Origin of the sequence: Amorphoplanes friuliensis DSM 7358 (assembly GCF_000494755.1) — a bacterium.
GTDB classification, from domain to species: domain Bacteria; phylum Actinomycetota; class Actinomycetes; order Mycobacteriales; family Micromonosporaceae; genus Actinoplanes; species Actinoplanes friuliensis.
The window spans coordinates 1,437,177-1,453,843 of the sequence record NC_022657.1; the positions used below are offsets into that span (position 1 = coordinate 1,437,177).

A 16,667-nucleotide genomic window follows, 5' to 3' on the forward strand; every position below is an offset into this window, starting at 1 on the left:
GGCGCGGCGCCTCCCGAGGGGGTTTGTCAGGCAGCCCGGCGGAGCCGGTCCGTGTTGGGGTTGGTCGTGGCGGTGCGGGTGGTGTTGAGGGCGGCGCGGGTGGCCGGGTCCATGAAGGCGCGGTCGGCGTCGTCCAGGCCGTGGGTGAGGGCGTGGCGGCGGCGGGCCTCCAGGACGGCGGGCAGGTCGGGGTGGCCGATGCGGCGGCGGCCACCGGGCAGGACGGTGACGGTCAGCCCTCGCGCTTCGGCTGCGGCGTCAGCGCGGGAGTGGATGCGGTCGGCGATGCGGTCGAACAGGCTCACGACGGTTCCTTTCGGCGCGGCGGCCGGTCGCTGGCGGGTGGTGGTCATCGGGTACCGCTGTTCTTGGCGCTGGCGGCGTCGGCGTGGATGCGGGCGAGGTAGTTGAAGGCGGCCCGGCCGTGGCGCAGGCGAAGGCCGGCCCCTTTGCAGCGGCGGCAGGTGGTCAACTTGCGGGTGATCAGCCGGGGGTGTGAGCCGGTCTTGCGGCAGCGCCAGCACCGGCCGAACGGCAGCACCCAGCACAACAGTGCGTAACCGGCGATGAGGCTGGTAGCGGCGAGCAGGGGTGTCACGGAGTGCCTCCAGAGGCGTTCTCGGGCCTGTTTTCGGCATGGCGCTACCCGCTACCTGCGGAAAGTCTCCGCAGGCAGAGATTCTGTTGATCAGGTAGCGGCAGAGGTAGCGCTGCCGCTACCTACGTCTCTGCCGCTACCTCAGCCGCTACCTAACTCTGCGTAGAGCCTTCGTCGTCCCGGTCGTCGCCGCCGCCCGGCCCGTCGGGGGCCTGCTCGGCGGTGTCACGGGCGACGATGACCTTGCGCAGCTCGGCGGACTTGTAGCCCTTGCGGTTGCGGCCAGCCACCTTCACGTCCACCGACTCGACACCCAACGCGCGGGCCAGCTCACTCAATGCGTCCTGGGTCAGGGCGGGGTACGCCTGCGGCCACCGCTCGGACAGGGCGGGGGCCGCCTTGTCCCAGTGCTGGCCGTTGGAGGCGGCCACTTCCAGCAGGTCGGCGAGCAGGTCGCGGGCGGCGGGCAGCTGCTCACCGGTCGCGCCGACCGCACGGCCGTGGCGCAAGGCGATGGCGCGGGCCACCATGTCGTCCCACACGTCCAACGGGGGGAACTGCGAGCGGACCGACACCGGGGTGGGCAGGCCGGTCATGCAGCCCCAACCGGCGTCCTGCACGGGCCGGTAGACGGTGCCGGTGATGCCGCGCTTGTACGCGCCGGTACCGAGGATCATGTCGTTTTCCTGCTGCCCGGCGACCGACAGGCACCACCGGTTGGTGACACAGCGGACGATGTTGGGCGGCAGGCTGGTCTTGTCCGGGATCTGCGTGGCCAGGATGATTTCCATGTTCAGCGCCCTGGCCCGCTTGATCAGCCGTTCGGCGTTGGCGGCGGCCTCGGGGATCGCCGAGAACAGCTCGTGAACCTCGTCGAAGAGCAGCACGACCGGGTGCAGGCCGCTGCCGGACTTACGGGACAGTTCCGGGGTGACCTTGCCGTGCGGGGCCTCACCGCGCTTCTTCGCGGCCAGGATCCGCCTGCCGCGCTTCTCGGCCTCCCCCAGCGCCCACACCAGGATCGCGGCGCCCTGCTTGAGGGATTCGTCGTCGACACCGACGACGTAGGTCGAGCAGATCGGCTCCAGGTCGAGGAAGTCGCCAGTGCCCTTGAACTCGGCAATCTTGTACTCCGCGGTCGGATCCAGCATCCCGACCGCCGCGACCGAGCGGGCCGCGTAGGACTTGCCGGAGCCGGGCTGCCCGCCGATCAGCCACGAACGGGCGAACAGCTCGCACTTGACCGGGCGTTGCCGTTCGTCGGTGCCGAACTCGAACGGCTCGAACACGCTGGTCACCGCGTTCGGTGCGGCCAGAGACCACTTCGGCTGGCCCATCTTGGAGGCGGGCTGGTAACCGACCCACAGATCGACCTGACCGGCGTGTTCGGGACCTGCGGCCGGCCACACCTGATCGACGGGCAACCGCAGCGCTGAGGACAACCGGCCGCGCTGCTCGATCACCTTGACCGCTTCCAGACCTTCGGGCAGGTTCACCCGGGCCAGCCAGCCCGGCCCGTCGCGGTGGATGCCCGGGTGCACGAACTCCATCGAGTCGAGTTCCTTCATCTGCGACAACCCGAGCCGGGTGAAGGACTTGCGGACCATCTCCGCGGTGAGCTTGGTGAACTTCGGCCCGTTGGACACCCGGTCGACGAACGGGGTGTCACCGGTCCAGCCGACCCGGGCCAACCCGATCAGCAGGGCGGCGATGACCGCCCACCAGCCGAGGCGGGGCACCACGTCGGAGGCGGCGAGCACCCACACCGCGATGGTGAGGGCGAGGGTGGCCGGGATGACCAGCCACCACCGGGCCTTGGACGACTTGGCCCGGGTGCGATCGAGGGCCTGCCAGGTGTGGGCGTCGTTGGTATTCGCCGCGTGCTGGCGCAGCTTGAAGTTGCCCTCTTCGGCCCAGGCCCAGCGGATCACCGAGCCCACCACCCGCCGGGCACCCTTGGGCGCGTACCACAGGACTTTGCCGGCCAGCTTCGGCGAGCGCGTCGCGTAGAAGGCGATGGTGTATCCGGCGAGGCCACGCACCGCGCGGACCCGGGCACGGAACTCGCGCTTGTCGCGCAACCAGGCCGGGATGATCGGCACCCGCGGCCGGGACGTGATGTCGGTCCAGGTGGTGGTGAGCGGGATGTCGTCCGGGTCCACCGGAACGCCCTCGATGACCTCACCGACCAGGTGGGTCTCGGCGTCCCCGGCGGGCTCGAGAGAACCGGGGACGGCGGGCCCGATCTCGGTGCCCGGTTCCGGCGCCAGACCGCCGGGCACGAGCCGCAGATAGCGTTCCGGCTCGTCCTCGGGCACGCCGGTCGTGGTCGGGGTGGTAGTCATCAGACATTCTTCCCTTCCGCCTGCTCGGCGACGTAGGTCAGCCGCAGGTGCAACGCACCCGGCAGCTGCCGCACCGGCATGCTCGGCTCTTCCTGCTCGTTGGCGATGAACGTGATTGCGGAGCGCACCCCGCCGAGCAGCTGCCCGACCTGGCGGCGCAGGAACTCGTTGAGGCGGCCCAGCCGCATCACCTCGACCCGCAGCCGCGGGCACTCGCCGCAGTCGTGGCTCATGCGGTCTCGCCCTCGGTGCTGCTCGCTGCGGTGGCCGTCCGCGGGCGGCCAAGTCGCCGGGACGCGGCGGTCAGCAGTGGGCCGTGGGCGTCGTAGAACTGGTCTCCGGCCGCCTCGATGTCGGCGACGAGTCGGGTCCGGTTGGTGAACGGGAACCAGCGCGCCTCGATGGCGTCGGCGCCGGGCTGCACGCGCGGCAGCGGTCGGTCGTCGTGCTGGCGGTAGAGCCAGGCGGTGGTGCACACCCACGCCTGATCGGTGTTACGCGGGTCGGCGACGTAGCCGACATACGCCGGGGTGTAGATCGGCGCCACGCCGCGCACGCCGGTTTCCTCGTGGAGTTCACGCAGGCCGGCCAGGCGTGACGTCTCGCCGGGCTCGACCATGCCGCCGGGCAGCGCCCACCGGCTGCAGTCGCCGCGACGGATCAGCAGCAGGAACCGTCCGTCGTTCGTGTCGATGATGACGATCGCGTCGGCGGCGGCGTTCTCGCCCCACCGGCCCAGGTCACGCCCGGTGCGCCCGGTGCGACCGGCGGGGTTGCGCGGCTGCCCGTCGACGACGGTGAATGGCACCAGTGCGGCCTGCCGGGCGGACCAGTCGACGGCGGTCGGGGTGAGGGCGGGTTCGGCCCAGCCGTCGGCGACGCTGGCGGCGATCCCGGCCGCGGTGAGCTCGGGCGGGGTGATATCGACCGGCGCGTACGCCGGGTAGTTCACGTGCCAGGGGCGCAGGTGCGCGGGCACGTGCGAGGGGTGGTCTGACAGCATCAGGGTCTCTCTCCCGGTTGCTCGGACAAGGGGTGCGGGGTGGAGGGACCGGCGGCACAGCACGTGCTTGCAGGCTGTGGGCTGTGCCGCCGGGCATTGCTCAGAAGGTGATCGAGATCGAGCCGTTGACCCGGTCGGACTGCATGCCGACGCGGGCGTTACCGGAGACGACGTTCGTCGCGCCGCCGCCCTTGGCGGTCTTGGCGGGCTTCGCGGGGTCCTTCTTGGCCGGGCGGCCGGTGACCTTCCCGGCCTGTACCGGCACGGTGTCGTTGCCGCTGGCGATGTTGACGGTCGGCTTCTTACCCATCAGGGGGTCTCCTGTCCTGGCGGCCTATCTGACAGCCACCACCCGGAACCCGTTACGGCACAACGGGTTCCGCATGGTCACGGTCAGCTCTGGTCGGCTTTGCTCTTCTGCGCTGAGGCGGCCAGGCGTCGCCGGGTGGCCTCAGCGCTGAACAAGGGCGGGGCGACCTTCTCCGCGCGCCGTCGTATGCCGGCCATTTCCCGGTCGGTGATGGTGTTCGGCACCCGTGCCGCCATCAGTTGAGGCCGACGTTCTTGGTGATCCACTTGTTGCCGTTGCGGACCTTGCGCTGCTCGTGCCGGTTGGCGATCCGGTCAGCCTGCTTGTCGCCCATCCCGGACGCCTTGAGGTCCTTGCGGACCTTGTTCGCGTCGTCCTTGGCGTTGCGCTCGACACCGAACATTTAGGGGTCTCCTCGCGTGTCCTGGCGCGCCGATCTGGCGGCCACCGCACACGACCAGAGCCGACAGGGGCCGGCGTGGTCGTGACGGAAGCGGCCTGCTCAGGCGATGACCAGCGCGGCGACGAACAGGAACAGGTAGTGCAGCGACTGATCCAGGGCGTACATACCGCCGCCGTGGTCGAGCCAGTCGGCGTTCTTCCCGATCGCGTCGGCCATACGCCGCAACGGGATCCGCCGGTCAGCGAGGTAGTGCGTGAAGGCTGAGACGGCGAGGCCGGCGGCTACGCGGGCCGGATCCAGCGGCAGGGCGAGGACCAGGACCAGAGCCAGCAGGGCGGCCAGGGCCGTCAGCGTGTAGGTGGTGACGTGTGCGAGGCAGGCGAGACGACCGGGCCAGCCCGGACCGCCTTTGTGGTCGGCCTGGTGCTGGGTTTGGATCCAGTGGTCAGCGACCTGGTGAGCGACGAACAGGGCAGCGAACACGGCCGCGAAAGTCGCGGCGTGCCCGGCGGTTTCTGGCAGCATGAAACACCTCTCCCGAGGGTCTGAGGAAGGACTTGCAGGGGTGAGGGCCGGAGCGCGGCCGAGGGGCCGCGAAACCGTGAGGCCGCGCTCCGGGCACAGCTAGTTGAGGTCGGCGTCGTACCACTTGCCTTTCACCTGCTTGCCGACCGGTTTGACCTTTCGGCCGGCCCGGTCGGTGAGCGGCTTCGCGGTGCGGTCGACCGCCGCGAGGCCCTGGCCCATCGACACGGTCTTCATGTAGGCGGGGTTGCTGACGTCCTCGCCGCCCTTGTCGCGCCGGGAGATGGCCATCAGCGTCGCCGTCCGAACAGCCGGGCGATCGGGCCTTCGGTGAACGTCACGACGTCGTACTCGGGGTCGTAGCCGCGCCGGTGCCGGGGCTGGGTCGTGTCGACCACCCGGGCGCGGCCCTTGCCGTCGACACGGTGGCCGTACTCGCGTTTCGCCATGTCAGGTGTTGTCCTTCCGCTGCTGATGGCCCTGCTCGCGGTCGCGGCGGGCGGTGTCACGTTCGGTCTCCTGAGCGCGTTCACGGCGCCAGTGCGCGGCCTCGGCCGCGCGCATCTGACGGCGCTTCATCGGCTCTTCGTGCAGGGCACCCAGCCCTCGAAACCGCCCGCCCAGTGATAGGGACCCTCGTGACGGCTGAACGGGCACGGACGCGGCAGGGGCTTTGCCGGGGCGTGCCGCTGCTGCATCTTCTTCTTGATCCGGTCCATGTCGTTGCTCCTTCGCCGGGCGCACCACTCTGGCGGTCACCGCGCGGAACCCGTTGCAGGGCAACGGATTCCGCACCGTGGCGGTCAGCCGTGGCGGGACTGGAGTCGTTCGGCACCCTTGCGGTGCAGCTCGACGCGGTCGGCTTCGCGGTCGGCGAGGCGACGGGCCAGCCTCTCGGGCGGCGGGGTCTTCCCGGCCCGGCAACCCTTCGGGTCAGCCACGGCCCTTACCCCAGCCCTTGCCGTGCTGCGGACGCAGCGAGTCACAGCCACGCGAGCAGCGGGGCGGGCGGGTGCCCTGCGGCACCATGTCGGTGTGCCCGCACTGCGAATACGTGACGGGCACCTTCGGACGGGACGCTCGATCGGCCATACTGGTGACCTCTCCTGAGGTTCTTGCAGCGGATGGGGAGACCGGCGGCACAGCACTTGCTTGCAGGCTTTGGGGCTGTGCCGCTGGGCGAAATCAGTTGCCGCGCTTACGAAGGGCGCGCAGGACGCGAATCGAGCCGTCCGGGCAGAGTCGGCGGTAGGCGGTCACGGCCTGACTGGCGTCGTTGATGCCGTCGAGGCGGGCCAGCCGCCACGCGCCGTAGGTCTCCCGCAGGGCGCCGACACCGGGGATCCAGCGGCCGAAGCCGAACGAGACGCTGTGCCGGGCGCGCTGGCCGGTGCCTTCCTGCACCCACCGGCGGACCCGCCGCACGATGATCTCCAGTAGGAACGGCCCGGCCAGGCTCATTGCGGGGAAGAACCACACCGCATCGCGGGCCAGGCTGCCGGAGCTGTGCGAGTAGTTGGCGTAGGCGCTCATGCCGGCGAAGGCCCAGACCAGCCAGGCGAACACCCCAGCGCCTTCACCGCGCCACGCGCAGTAGACGACCAGGCCGACGCACACGGCGGCGGCGGCGTCCAGGGCGAAGAACGTGACCAGCGGCCACACCCCGGTCAAACCGAGACCGATCGGGCTGGCAGCCCAGGCAATGATGTCCTGACTCGACAAGGCGATCGGGGCGACGATCACCCCGGCCAGCAGCACTCCGACGACCGTCAGCAGCGCACCCATGCCATACCGGGAGAGCCGCGTGCGTGGCGCAGGCTCGGCGATCGTGACATCAAGAGCAAGCGGCGGCGCGGTGGCCGTAGGCCACGGACCGAGGGCGGCCTCGGCGGGGTCAACCAGCGGCGTCAGCAGCGGCTTGTCGTACTGCGTGAACGGCTTGGCGTTCGCGTTGGTCAACGGCAGCTCGGGCACGTCAGGAATGGCCTGCTCGACCGGCGCCGAGGGCGCCCCAAATGCCGCCTGGACGTCGTCCTGTCTGTCGTCTACGGCGACGATGATCGGCGGCAGCGGCTCCGGCTCAAGGGGCGCTGGTGTAAGGCCGGCGAGCAGGGTCTTGGCCTTCTTGTCACCGACCCTGAACCGCCTCATGAGCTGGTTGCGGCTCGGCGTGGTACCCAGCTCGGCGGCGTAGTCGCGAGCGAGCGGGAGTAGTTCCTCGATCGCCGTCGGGAAAGCGCTGCGGCGGGTGCGGGTCATGGTCGCGGCGGTCATCAGTTGCCTCCTGAGGCAAGAGCGGATGCGAACGTGCGGATGCCCGCCACGGCGGTGCGGACGGCCTCGGCGGCTTCATGCGGGTTGGTGATCGCGTAGAACACCGCGAACGCGGCGACGGCTAGGCCGAGAACCTTGCGGGCGTTCATCAGGCCGCCGTCCTCCGGCTGGCCGCCCGCAACGCGGTACGGGTGATCCGGGCTTCCGCGCGACGGCGGGACCGCCACGCCCGGGGTGTGTAACCGCGTTCCAGGGCGTAGATCTGATCGACTAGCGCATCGACCGCGTCGGGGTCGGCAAGCATGTCGATGTCTGCCTGAATCTGCGGCCATTCGACAGCGATCGCGGCCAGGTCGGCCGAGGTCGGACCGTCGAGGTCCTTGTCGGCGTTGTGGTGCAGGTTGTGCAGCATCGGTGATCAGTTCCTTCGGAGTTTCAGGCGGCCTTCAGGCGGCGCGGACGCGTGGTCCGCGGCTCGGCCCGGGAGGCGTTGCAGTGGGTGGCGTTCGGGGCGAGAGGTGCGAGTGGGTGCAGCCCCTGCAGTTGCGCCAGCAGGCGCTCTGACGTGCGGTAACACGGACGAGCGAAGCCAGAGAAGCCATAACATCAACCTCCTGTTTATTGATCGAATAACTAGGGAATGCGGTGCAGGGAATGCCCGGCGGGCCGGCCCGCGACTCGGGGCCAGCCCGCCAGCAACACGTCGAGCTCGGCCTTCGGGCAGGCCGTTTGAATCGAGCTAGGTCTACTTGTCCGCCACCGCGCGCTCACGCCGTCGCCCGCCGCCCGCAATGCGTCGCGGGGATCGTGTTCCGGTCGCTTCATCGCATGCCCACCGCCGATGCCGACGGCTACGGGACAGCCAGTGTTCTGCTGGCCGCTGAGCGGGGCCTAGACCTGTCGCTTACTGCTGGCGCGGCCCGAACGCATCGGGTAGGGCGCCTGACCGGTTCGTACTTCGCAGCTCGGTCAACACTGCCTCTGTGGAGTTGTGCGGTAGAGCCGTTCTTGCGCGCCACCTGGCCGACTGGTGCGCACCAGTAGGATGCAGCTGGTGCGCACCAGTTGTCAAGTGGTGCGCTCGAAGGGTTCGTCTAACCCCGAACGCCTCTGCTTGCCGGGGCAACTTGACTCAACCGCGAATAGGCCCTCATCGACAGCTCACAGGAGTTAACACGCAGCGGTTAACCCCTGTTGATCGGCGCTGCGTTGCGGCATCCTAAAGCGGGTACCTCAATCGGAAGGCCTGTCCAGTGAACCGACTCAAGGCTGCGCGCAAGGCTCGCGACTGGTCGCAGGACAGACTTGTGGTCGAGTTTGAACGTCGGCGGCTGGGGAGCGGGCAGCCATCGCCGAAACGGGCAAGTCTGAAGACCTATATCTCCGAGTGGGAAAATAATCGACGGCCCGTCGGCGGAAATGATCGAGCAACGCTACGCGCAATCTTCGGACTCACAGATGCTGAGCTTTTCGGTCCTTCAGATGCTTCCACGACTCTGGATGAGGCATATGTCGAGCTGGCGGAGAGGATAGACAGCGCCAAGTCGGTTGATCCTGGGATGATATGCGTCCTGACCAATCAGACAGAGCTTTTCCGGGCCATGGATCGCCAGATGGGTGCTCCGGCTCTCGCCGACCCTATGGCGGCTCACATCGGAACGCTGGAAAACGCTCTCGCATACGCAGTGCTCTCGTCGGTGCGTCGACCCATAGCTCGGGCGCTGTCCAGTGCTGCGACTCTTGGCGGCTGGCAAGCTCTCGACGTGGGTGCTGTCGATAGAGCTTGGCGTCATTATGAGCTTGCTCGGCGAGCTGCCCGCGAGGCGGAAAATCTGGCGCTGAGGTCACACGCCATGGCGGAGCAGGCATATGTCCTTATTGACGCCGGAAAACCTCTCCTTGCGCAAGAGCTTATTGGAGAGGCTGTATCTGCGGCGAGGGGTCACGTGCCCGCTCGGCTGATCGCCTGGCTGCACGCAGCAGAGGCCGAGATCGCCGCTTCCTCAGGCTGTGAGAGTCGAGCTCGGAACTCGATTGATCTCGCTCTGACCGCGTTGCCGGAGGGAGTTGAAATGCGGGATCCGGAAGTTCCCGGAGTTTTCTTGAACCATGCGCATTTGAACCGGTGGCGGGGAAACGTGCTTGCCATGCTCGGGGAGACCGAAGCGATCGATGCGTTACATGCGGCGCTGGCGGAACATGATGGAACATTTACGAGGGCGGAAGCGCCGCTGCGTGTCAACTTGGCCCAGGCTTATTTCGCGCAGGGGGATTTGAGTCAAGCCGTATATCAAGCGAGGAGAGCCAGGTCGCTGGTGATCCGAACCGGCTCTTTGCGGATCAAGCGCCGGCTTGACCACCTAACAACGCGCCTCTTGGATCGCGCCTAGTTCAACTTGGGTGGGCCGAACGCCAAAAAATGGAGAAGGCCAACGATGGAGCCTGCCCCGATTATTTGGCCCTTTTCGAGCAATTCACGAACGCGGGTAAGCGGAATCCATGCAACCTCACCTGATTCATCTGACGGATCTGGTTTCTTAGCAAATGTTGCGCCGCGCGAGTAGTAGAGCTTGTGTGGCGAATCGACCATGCCGATCATGGGCTGAAATGAAATTATTGGCGTCAGTTTATTCGGTCGCCAGCCTGTCTCTTCTTCGATCTCTCGTGCTGCCGCGGATTGCCCATCCTCCGTGTCGCTGACGATACCTCCAGGCAGTTCCCAGCCCCACTGGTCGCTTACGAACCGGTGACGCCACAGCATCAGCACACGGTCGGAATCGTCAATAACCAAACCGATTGCCGCGGTAAACAGCCGGACGACATGGTGCTCGAAGCGTTCCATGCCACCCGGCGGTTGAACGTCCACAAGGTCGACCCGGATCCAGGGTGGAGACTCGTATACCGGTCGAGCTCCAAACACCTGCCATCGATGTGTATCATCCTGCTCGGGAAGAGGTATCTCGTTTCGGCCCATCGTGCTCGTGACGAAGTAACCACGACCGTGTTGCGGCTGGATCAGCCCCATCACAGCCAGCTTGCCTAACACGAGCCTGATGGTCGTTCTACCTGCGCCAAGCTCGGCAGACAACGTGCGTTCCGACGGAAGCCGACCGCCTGGCGGGTAGATGCCCTCCTTGATGCGGCCACGGATCACCCGCTCCACACTGCCGGTTACGTCGCTCATATCGGCCAGCTTAGTAGGCGGGGCGAGCGGTGATCCTGTCCAGTTGCTCGTATTGGTGGGTTCCGTGGCGGATGTCTTCACTGAACCTCCGAATTCGGTCGAAGCCTGCCTCGAGCTGTTGTCTGCAGACTCAGGGAGGGGACCTCCCCAAAGACGCCCGGTGGGAGCGGGCTGGCGCGGCGGATCTCCATGAGGCGCGGGCAGGTGCGGGCGAATCGCAACGGTAGGTCTCATCGTTGTTTTGCGCTCGCGTCGATCCCGCTCGAACGCCCCAACGAAGACTTCGCCATCACATCACTGACCTGGCCGTGGTAGTCGCCGGAGCCGGCATCCCGTTCAACTGATGCCAGCACGGCGTCGCCTGGTATGCCCATCGGCTCGGCGTCCGCCCATTGGCCGCCTTGGTCGACACTCCGAGCGGGCCATGTCGACACTCCGAGCGGGCCATAAGGTGAAGGGCTCGTGGTCGGCGTTGCTGCCGTCGCCAATCTCTGCCGAGACATGTGTGGTCTGACCAGCCCTGGAACGTCGTGCGCAGCCTGGCCAGCTTGACGCTCGCCGGAATTGCACCTGGTATAGACGCAGGCAGGCGAGCCGCCCAGTGAACCCAGCTCGTTTGGGCTACCGGTCAGCTCGCTGTAAGGGGCCGAGGTGTACCAGCTCGGAAATCAGCCAGTCTTCGACGCCTTGAGCCTGCTATGAACCAAGGCTTTCTACGTCAATTCCTTCCCTTAGCGCCGCCTCTGCCAACTGCGACAGCGATGCGTACTTTCGCCAATTGGTGGGTAGCTTAAGAGGGACTAGCAGGTCTTGGTGCTCGGCCGGGACACTCCTCTTCATCTTTCGTAGAATGATGCGCTGGTTTATACCTAGGATTGCGTGCACTCGTCTGCGATCGTCCTCGTGCCTCAGCTCCCTCTTTGCGAGGTCAGCGGCATCGCGATAAAACTTGAGACCGGTCTCGACGTCGCCCATAGATATTGCTACGAGTCCAGCCGTAGCAACTGGGACATGGCGATTGACTTCCATCCTGTGAATCACCGAAACGGCTTCCCGCGCACGGCCGGCCATCGCAAGACAGTAAGCCGTGTTGTTTAGAACAATTTGACTGGACGGAAGACGCTTCAACGCCTGAAGTCCACAATCGGCTGCAACGCTATATTTGCCCTCGACCGCGCCCAGCAGATAGACCGACAGGCCCACGGCCATCTCGTTCAGTGGGCTCCGGGCGGCCCATTCCGCGACGAGTTCCTGTTCCTCGGCAAACCTGCACTGCAAATGCAATACCCTTGCCCTGGCCGGAATTAGCTTTTCGGCCGAATGCCACTCCGATGCCTGGTCAATTAGGTGGGTCACGCCTTCGACCTGATCCGTACGGGACAAAAGTCCAAGGTATGCCATCACAACGTTGACACTGCGACCGCCCGCCCGAGAGGCTTGCCCCTTTATGTCCTTGAGTGCCTTTTCGATATTCCAATCACCTCGGAGATATTTCAGCACTGCGATATTCGCCCCTACTTCAGCGCTGGCCCTAAGGCTGGCTGGGAGGTTTGTGACAGCCCGTGCCCTTTGCAGGACGCCAAGCGCCAGGTCCAGCTCGTTGGCATCCCAGTGGATGCCAGCGCGAGCTAGAGCAATGTCAGCATCTTCTCCTCGGGCGTGTGAGAGCCGGTCGAGTTCACTATGCGCTTGCACAAACTGCCGCACGTTCATGTAGTAGCCCACGAGGTTGAAACTCGCAGTCTCGTCCATAGGCGCGATTGCTACGGCCTGTCTTGCTGTTCTGACAGCCTTAGTGGGTGAACCGAGAACGGCGTACGCGAATGCTGTATTAGCTAACGTTTCAGGCGTCGGTGACGTAGTCCGATGAACCGAGCGCAGCTCGTGCAACGCCTCTTGGGCGCGACCTTCTTTAAGGAAGAGCCAAGCGCGCAAAGCGGTAGCGTTTGAACTTGACACCGACTTTATTAGCTCCATGGCACGCGTAAAATCATCGCGTTCGACAGCAAGAGCGGCTAGAAGTACAACGATACTTGGAGTCGCAGGAAGCTGCGCAAGGTAGCTTTCGGCAGTTGCTGCCTGGCCCACGGCGGCCAAAACTGCAGCGGCGGAGTACACGGCCGGCCCGTCGATCTCGGTTCCTGCGCTGACGCGCACGGTCGAAAGTTTAAGTGCGGCAATGGCGGCCTCGGCTGCGCTTTGTGTCAGACTCGCGTTGTGAGCGGCTTGTGCTAAACGAGCCCACGCGGTTACAGAATTCGCGTTAGCGTCGGCGAACTGCTTGGCGCTCTCGTACGCCGACGTGCGGAGTTCATTCCAACGCTTGTCGATTTTTGCAGATTCTGGGTCCCCATCGGCCCCGGTATCTTCGACGCCCTGGTCGTACTTGTCGAGTTCGGCGATAAGTCCGACCGACGCAAGAATAGGATTTACAACACGAAGGGCAGACGGCGAAGCACGGAGCGCCTCCGTCGGAGAAGCTATAATCGCAGTATTAGTATCTGCGGCGGAGATCATGGCTTGGACTCCTTCCTTCGTCTATTTTTCTCTTCTTGCGCCTCGGCGTTGCGAAGCATTCGCGCTAAAATGTCAACCCGCCGGAGAAGCCATTGCAAACCCGGTCTTTCGGTTTGGGACTTGGCAATTACACGCGGAACGCGCTTGGACGGATCTGGGTCGCAAAGTTGGCGTACTAACTCCGTCATTTGGTTCGCTATGCTTTTGGGAAGCTCGGCTTTGAACATATCGAAAGCCAGCTCATAGCGACCGCGCATGTCACCTATCTGACTCTCGAAGTGGGCACGTCTGAGATTTGGCGGCATCTTGCTTATGCGGTGGCAATGATCAGGACCGGAACCTAGAGCAACCCCGGTGATACCCTGGCCCGTTGCGAGCTCAAAGAGGACCGAACCCAATCCATAAAGATCGGCTTGCATCCAAACCCTCGGATTGTCGAAGCCTTGCATCCAAAGCAGCTCCGGCGGAGCAAAACGCAAGTCTCCCCGGCCGGCCAAATATTCCAGCGCATGGTGTTTAGGAGGGTTCTTGAGATCCCTAGACCTCCCAAGATCGGATACTTTGGTTTCTGTATGCCCTCGGCCCTGCCATACGACTAGACAGTTCCCGGCTTTCAGATCTCTGTGTACCACCTCCTTGAGGTGCATTTGATGCATACCCTTCACCAAGCCTCGAAAGAGGCGAATGCGCTCCTGCCAACCGAGAATATCTCTATATGCGAGAAGGTCTTCGAGGCAGGCCTGCGCTAATTCCATTACGATGTAGTGAACATCAAGCTCTATCGGCATGAAACTTGGTGTTTGGGTTAAGGGGATTTTGCCGGTGCCGGCATCGATTCTTGCGATTACATTTGAACTGCCACGAAGTTTGAACAGCAGTTCATCCTCGTTGTCAAATTCCGCCAGCGTGCCGCGATCGGGATTCAACTTGAGAATTTTAATGGCAACAACTCGCGCGTTACGGGTGTCTTCGGCTTCAAATACCATTCCGAAGCCGCCGTTGTTGATGAAATCCTTAACGAGGTAGTGGCCAAACTGCAGCCCTAGATACATTGCTGCCTCGCGAGGTAGGACGCGCGTCACTGAGCCTCCGGTTTCCCAAACTCGGCACGAAGCCTATCCAGAATAAATGGGTTTTCCTGAAGGATTTCCACAATGTCCTCAGGAATGCGGCCCTGCTCTAGAGCCACTAAGTCTGGATTAATCCTGTAGTAGCCAGCCACCTTGATCATCAACTCTGCTGACGGGGACTTCTCTCCGCGTTCCAGTCTAGAGAGATGGCTTGGTGTGATACCAAGATCGTCGGCGGCGGTGCGCAGCGTCGACCCTTTTCGCTTCCGGATCTCTCGCAGCAGTCGTGCGGTGCCACCGTCTCCCATGTGCACGATGCTAAGGCATGTTGTCCAGTTGGACAAACTTTCGCCCGGCTTTTAGACCGACTTGAGCTCTACTCACCCGCATGGGCGATTCTCATTCATCCGCTTGAGGCACGTTCGGGCAGATCCAACACCGAACTCAGGTGTTGTCTTGCTGGTCGAGCCCTTGATCAGCTGGTTGAGGCACGTGCAGGAGTTACGCCTGGGTGGGTAGCGAGACGGGCGGCTGACGGGGCCAGGAGGATTGCATCATCAAGCGCTGGCAGGCTCAGAGCGTGCGGCTACAGGCTGTCTCGGACCCAGCTAACGCCGCACGCGAGTGCGATGAAGAGGGCGACTGTTCCGATGCGCATCCACGGTACGTCTTGAAGTTTGCGGTCGACGCCGATCGAGATGCTGATGCCAAGGCAGAGTGCGAACATGATCCCGAGGAAGGCCGTGAGGGCATGTTCGGCGGTGCTGTCGTCGGCCCAGTAGGCCCAGGCGCCGAGGATGGTGGCGCCGAGCAGGAGCGCCGAGATGATGGCCAGCGGGATGGCGATGCGCCAGCGTTTGAAGGGGCTCATGGGTTCCTACCCGGCGCGTCGTCGGTGTCATCGGCGGCGGTGTCGTTCATGAGCCGCCGCGCGGCGCTTTCGTAGTCGGCGCGTTGCTCGGGAGTCATGCGGTTTTGCTCGTCTTGTGCGGCCTGGGCTGCTTCGGCGAGGCCCTGGCTGTGCCAAGAGTTGTCCGCTGCGGTGCGCAGGGTGGCTTCTCCACTGATGACGGTGCGGGCAAGCGAGCCGAGGGGATCATCTTTGCCGCGGGTTTTCGCGAGGTGGTTCAACACCGAGCGCGCGAGTGGGTCTTCCGCGATATCGCCGTTCACGTGTCCGTGTCCTCCTGGCTCAGTAGCCGGCCGGGTGATGGTAGGGCTGCACAGTCGGGAGATCCTTCACGGCCAGCGTGGCCTTGATGCCGGTGATCGAGCCGCCGATCAGCTTTAGCAGGTCTTCGGCGTTGCCGTAGAGGGAGGAGATTTCTTTGTACAGGTCGTAGGCCTGCCAGGTGTAGTAGGCGGCGACACCGTACCCGGCGATCGGTCCAACGACGGTTTCGATGGTGGCGGTGCCCACTGCGGCTGCCGCGTTGATGATGATCAGGACGTCGAGGAGGTCGCTGATCAGCCCACTGACGACGTCGAACAGCTTCTTGACCGCTTCGGCGGCCTGCATGTAGAGCTCGTTGTACTGGCGGCAAGCGCTCTGCAGGTTGATGGCCGCAGCGCCGAGAGTGAGTTGGAATTCCTGTTCCGCCTCGGCGGCCTTGCCGCGCCACACCGTGGACACGTCGGTGGCGCCGGCGACGAGGTTGCGGCCGATGTCGTGCGCGGCGGCGCCGGCCAAGCCCATGGCGTTGCCGCAATGCACGTAGGCCTTCCAGTCGCCGCTGAACTGCGACGCCCAGCCTTCGAAGGGGTCGTAGCTGAACAGCCAGATACTCACCTGGCGCAGCCACGCCGAAGGGCTGATCAGATCAGCCATGGGGTTGATCGACCACATCTCGATGCCGATCGCATACTCGGGGTTCTTCAGATGGCTCCCGGGCTGTGCGACGTCGGTGAACGCTGATCGGTAGCCCTGCAGATCCGGCCGGCCTTGCGTAAGGCTTCCCCGCACAGCGGCTGGATCCTTCGCTCCCGGATAGCCGGCATCCAGCCGTGCGGCCGCGGCCTGATCGGTGCGGGCGTAGTCGTGCTGGGCCGCGTTCACCTGCGTGCCGGCTCCCTGCGCCAGTTCTTTGAGCTGGGTCAGAGCCTCGGTGACTTCTCCATAGGCATGCTTGTGCGGTGAGATCAGCCGCATGATCAGGCCCACGTCGGTGAAACCCAGGTCGCAATGCTTCCTCGTGTACTCCAGGGTGTCGGAAGCGTCGCCGCTCGCGCGTACGAGCTGGTTGTACACGCTATTGAGCCCGGCAGCGTCAACGTAGAACTCGGTCATGACCCCCCGCAAGATCGACGCAATGTTGAGCCATAGACAAGACGCCTCAGCCTGACACATCCCCGCTCCGGGGCGTCGGCTCCCTCCGCGTCGGCTAAACGACATGGGTGCTCACAGAGGCAACTAAGGGATCGCTGACTGATGGGGCACC

Annotated in this window: 24 protein-coding genes; 1 reads left to right on the forward strand and 23 read right to left on the reverse strand. The window is 64.8% G+C overall.

What is annotated here, in order from left to right:
* Window positions 1–26: 26 nt before the first annotated feature.
* The 16 genes from AFR_RS06630 to AFR_RS06675 form a co-directional block, all read right to left on the reverse strand.
* A complete protein-coding gene (locus tag AFR_RS06630; protein ID WP_148307886.1) occupies window positions 27–305 on the reverse strand; it encodes a hypothetical protein in 279 nt (92 codons plus the stop codon).
* 44 nt (window positions 306–349) lie between these two features.
* Window positions 350–598: a hypothetical protein gene (locus AFR_RS06635; protein WP_023359130.1), complete on the reverse strand. Its 249-nt coding sequence runs from the start codon at window positions 596–598 to the stop codon at window positions 350–352.
* 152 nt (window positions 599–750) lie between these two features.
* Window positions 751–2,943, reverse strand: a complete 2,193-nt coding sequence (locus AFR_RS06640; RefSeq protein ID WP_023359131.1) for an ATP-binding protein — start codon at window positions 2,941–2,943, stop codon at window positions 751–753.
* The gene (locus AFR_RS06645; protein ID WP_023359132.1) at window positions 2,943–3,176 is read right to left on the reverse strand and encodes a hypothetical protein; all 234 of its coding nucleotides are present in this window, start codon (window positions 3,174–3,176) and stop codon (window positions 2,943–2,945) included. The genes AFR_RS06640 and AFR_RS06645 overlap by 1 nt, the downstream gene beginning before the upstream one ends.
* Window positions 3,173–3,946 carry an NUDIX domain-containing protein gene (locus tag AFR_RS06650; protein WP_023359133.1) on the reverse strand — a complete coding sequence of 258 codons (774 nt, stop codon included), beginning with the start codon at window positions 3,944–3,946 and terminating at the stop codon, window positions 3,173–3,175. The genes AFR_RS06645 and AFR_RS06650 overlap by 4 nt, the downstream gene beginning before the upstream one ends.
* 100 nt (window positions 3,947–4,046) lie before the next feature.
* On the reverse strand, window positions 4,047–4,256 hold the full coding sequence (locus tag AFR_RS06655; protein ID WP_023359134.1) for a hypothetical protein: 210 nt from the start codon (window positions 4,254–4,256) through the stop codon (window positions 4,047–4,049).
* 235 nt (window positions 4,257–4,491) lie between these two features.
* Window positions 4,492–4,659 (reverse strand): hypothetical protein, encoded by a 168-nt coding sequence (locus AFR_RS46670; RefSeq protein WP_158510513.1) that lies wholly within the window; start codon window positions 4,657–4,659, stop codon window positions 4,492–4,494.
* 99 nt (window positions 4,660–4,758) lie between these two features.
* Window positions 4,759–5,184, reverse strand: coding sequence for a DUF3307 domain-containing protein (locus AFR_RS06660; protein WP_023359135.1), 426 nt, complete (start codon window positions 5,182–5,184; stop codon window positions 4,759–4,761).
* A 99-nt stretch (window positions 5,185–5,283) separates the two neighbouring features.
* On the reverse strand, window positions 5,284–5,475 hold the full coding sequence (locus tag AFR_RS06665) for a hypothetical protein (protein ID WP_023359136.1): 192 nt from the start codon (window positions 5,473–5,475) through the stop codon (window positions 5,284–5,286).
* A complete protein-coding gene (locus tag AFR_RS47065) occupies window positions 5,475–5,633 on the reverse strand; it encodes a hypothetical protein (RefSeq protein WP_169739450.1) in 159 nt (52 codons plus the stop codon). The genes AFR_RS06665 and AFR_RS47065 overlap by 1 nt, the downstream gene beginning before the upstream one ends.
* Window position 5,634: 1 nt before the next feature.
* Window positions 5,635–5,763, reverse strand: coding sequence for a hypothetical protein (locus AFR_RS48345; protein WP_274519493.1), 129 nt, complete (start codon window positions 5,761–5,763; stop codon window positions 5,635–5,637).
* On the reverse strand, window positions 5,760–5,903 hold the full coding sequence (locus AFR_RS46675; RefSeq protein WP_158510514.1) for a hypothetical protein: 144 nt from the start codon (window positions 5,901–5,903) through the stop codon (window positions 5,760–5,762). Before AFR_RS46675 ends, AFR_RS48345 begins: the two co-directional genes overlap by 4 nt.
* A gap of 84 nt (window positions 5,904–5,987) precedes the next feature.
* Window positions 5,988–6,125, reverse strand: a complete 138-nt coding sequence (locus AFR_RS46680; RefSeq protein ID WP_158510515.1) for a hypothetical protein — start codon at window positions 6,123–6,125, stop codon at window positions 5,988–5,990.
* A gap of 244 nt (window positions 6,126–6,369) precedes the next feature.
* Window positions 6,370–7,458 (reverse strand): hypothetical protein, encoded by a 1,089-nt coding sequence (locus tag AFR_RS06670; protein ID WP_023359137.1) that lies wholly within the window; start codon window positions 7,456–7,458, stop codon window positions 6,370–6,372.
* A complete protein-coding gene (locus tag AFR_RS47070) occupies window positions 7,458–7,607 on the reverse strand; it encodes a hypothetical protein (RefSeq protein ID WP_169739451.1) in 150 nt (49 codons plus the stop codon). Before AFR_RS47070 ends, AFR_RS06670 begins: the two co-directional genes overlap by 1 nt.
* Entirely contained in the window at window positions 7,607–7,870 is a 264-nt protein-coding gene (locus AFR_RS06675; RefSeq protein WP_023359138.1) for a DUF6284 family protein, read from the reverse strand. Before AFR_RS06675 ends, AFR_RS47070 begins: the two co-directional genes overlap by 1 nt.
* An 841-nt stretch (window positions 7,871–8,711) precedes the next feature.
* Here AFR_RS06675 and AFR_RS43395 point away from each other — a divergent pair.
* Window positions 8,712–9,848 (forward strand): NsdA family TPR-like regulatory protein, encoded by a 1,137-nt coding sequence (locus tag AFR_RS43395; protein ID WP_202963974.1) that lies wholly within the window; start codon window positions 8,712–8,714, stop codon window positions 9,846–9,848.
* On the opposite strand, the gene AFR_RS47655 is transcribed toward AFR_RS43395, so the two are convergent.
* The 7 genes from AFR_RS47655 to AFR_RS06700 all read right to left on the reverse strand — a co-directional run bounded on the left by AFR_RS47655 (window position 9,845) and on the right by AFR_RS06700 (window position 16,516).
* Window positions 9,845–10,642 (reverse strand): NUDIX domain-containing protein, encoded by a 798-nt coding sequence (locus AFR_RS47655; RefSeq protein ID WP_023359139.1) that lies wholly within the window; start codon window positions 10,640–10,642, stop codon window positions 9,845–9,847. The two genes, AFR_RS43395 and AFR_RS47655, sit on opposite strands and share 4 nt — an antisense overlap.
* 696 nt (window positions 10,643–11,338) lie before the next feature.
* Complete coding sequence (locus AFR_RS45885) at window positions 11,339–13,159, reverse strand: tetratricopeptide repeat protein (protein ID WP_148307887.1); 1,821 nt, start codon at window positions 13,157–13,159, stop codon at window positions 11,339–11,341.
* Window positions 13,156–14,211, reverse strand: a complete 1,056-nt coding sequence (locus tag AFR_RS44830; protein WP_084297923.1) for a protein kinase domain-containing protein — start codon at window positions 14,209–14,211, stop codon at window positions 13,156–13,158. The genes AFR_RS45885 and AFR_RS44830 overlap by 4 nt, the downstream gene beginning before the upstream one ends.
* A 26-nt stretch (window positions 14,212–14,237) precedes the next feature.
* On the reverse strand, window positions 14,238–14,537 hold the full coding sequence (locus tag AFR_RS44835) for a helix-turn-helix domain-containing protein (protein ID WP_148307888.1): 300 nt from the start codon (window positions 14,535–14,537) through the stop codon (window positions 14,238–14,240).
* A 278-nt stretch (window positions 14,538–14,815) separates the two neighbouring features.
* Window positions 14,816–15,100, reverse strand: a complete 285-nt coding sequence (locus AFR_RS06690; RefSeq protein WP_023359140.1) for a hypothetical protein — start codon at window positions 15,098–15,100, stop codon at window positions 14,816–14,818.
* Window positions 15,097–15,402: a hypothetical protein gene (locus AFR_RS06695; protein ID WP_023359141.1), complete on the reverse strand. Its 306-nt coding sequence runs from the start codon at window positions 15,400–15,402 to the stop codon at window positions 15,097–15,099. Before AFR_RS06695 ends, AFR_RS06690 begins: the two co-directional genes overlap by 4 nt.
* Before the next feature lie 19 nt (window positions 15,403–15,421).
* Complete coding sequence (locus AFR_RS06700) at window positions 15,422–16,516, reverse strand: hypothetical protein (RefSeq protein ID WP_023359142.1); 1,095 nt, start codon at window positions 16,514–16,516, stop codon at window positions 15,422–15,424.
* Window positions 16,517–16,667 lie beyond the last annotated feature (151 nt).

Bases quoted from the DNA above. Each gene is read 5' to 3' on its own strand.
- AFR_RS06640 (WP_023359131.1), bottom strand. From the start codon at position 2,943: ATGACTACCACCCCGACCACGACCGGCGTGCCCGAGGACGAGCCGGAA.
- AFR_RS06645 (WP_023359132.1), bottom strand. From the start codon at position 3,176: ATGAGCCACGACTGCGGCGAGTGCCCGCGGCTGCGGGTCGAGGTGATG.
- AFR_RS06650 (WP_023359133.1), bottom strand. From the start codon at position 3,946: ATGCTGTCAGACCACCCCTCGCACGTGCCCGCGCACCTGCGCCCCTGG.
- AFR_RS06655 (WP_023359134.1), bottom strand. From the start codon at position 4,256: ATGGGTAAGAAGCCGACCGTCAACATCGCCAGCGGCAACGACACCGTG.
- AFR_RS46670 (WP_158510513.1), bottom strand. From the start codon at position 4,659: ATGTTCGGTGTCGAGCGCAACGCCAAGGACGACGCGAACAAGGTCCGC.
- AFR_RS06660 (WP_023359135.1), bottom strand. From the start codon at position 5,184: ATGCTGCCAGAAACCGCCGGGCACGCCGCGACTTTCGCGGCCGTGTTC.
- AFR_RS06665 (WP_023359136.1), bottom strand. From the start codon at position 5,475: ATGGCCATCTCCCGGCGCGACAAGGGCGGCGAGGACGTCAGCAACCCC.
- AFR_RS47065 (WP_169739450.1), bottom strand. From the start codon at position 5,633: ATGGCGAAACGCGAGTACGGCCACCGTGTCGACGGCAAGGGCCGCGCC.
- AFR_RS48345 (WP_274519493.1), bottom strand. From the start codon at position 5,763: ATGAAGCGCCGTCAGATGCGCGCGGCCGAGGCCGCGCACTGGCGCCGT.
- AFR_RS46675 (WP_158510514.1), bottom strand. From the start codon at position 5,903: ATGGACCGGATCAAGAAGAAGATGCAGCAGCGGCACGCCCCGGCAAAG.
- AFR_RS06670 (WP_023359137.1), bottom strand. From the start codon at position 7,458: ATGACCGCCGCGACCATGACCCGCACCCGCCGCAGCGCTTTCCCGACG.
- AFR_RS47070 (WP_169739451.1), bottom strand. From the start codon at position 7,607: ATGAACGCCCGCAAGGTTCTCGGCCTAGCCGTCGCCGCGTTCGCGGTG.
- AFR_RS06675 (WP_023359138.1), bottom strand. From the start codon at position 7,870: ATGCTGCACAACCTGCACCACAACGCCGACAAGGACCTCGACGGTCCG.
- AFR_RS47655 (WP_023359139.1), bottom strand. From the start codon at position 10,642: ATGAGCGACGTAACCGGCAGTGTGGAGCGGGTGATCCGTGGCCGCATC.
- AFR_RS45885 (WP_148307887.1), bottom strand. From the start codon at position 13,159: ATGATCTCCGCCGCAGATACTAATACTGCGATTATAGCTTCTCCGACG.
- AFR_RS44830 (WP_084297923.1), bottom strand. From the start codon at position 14,211: ATGTATCTAGGGCTGCAGTTTGGCCACTACCTCGTTAAGGATTTCATC.
- AFR_RS44835 (WP_148307888.1), bottom strand. From the start codon at position 14,537: ATGGGAGACGGTGGCACCGCACGACTGCTGCGAGAGATCCGGAAGCGA.
- AFR_RS06690 (WP_023359140.1), bottom strand. From the start codon at position 15,100: ATGAGCCCCTTCAAACGCTGGCGCATCGCCATCCCGCTGGCCATCATC.
- AFR_RS06700 (WP_023359142.1), bottom strand. From the start codon at position 16,516: ATGACCGAGTTCTACGTTGACGCTGCCGGGCTCAATAGCGTGTACAAC.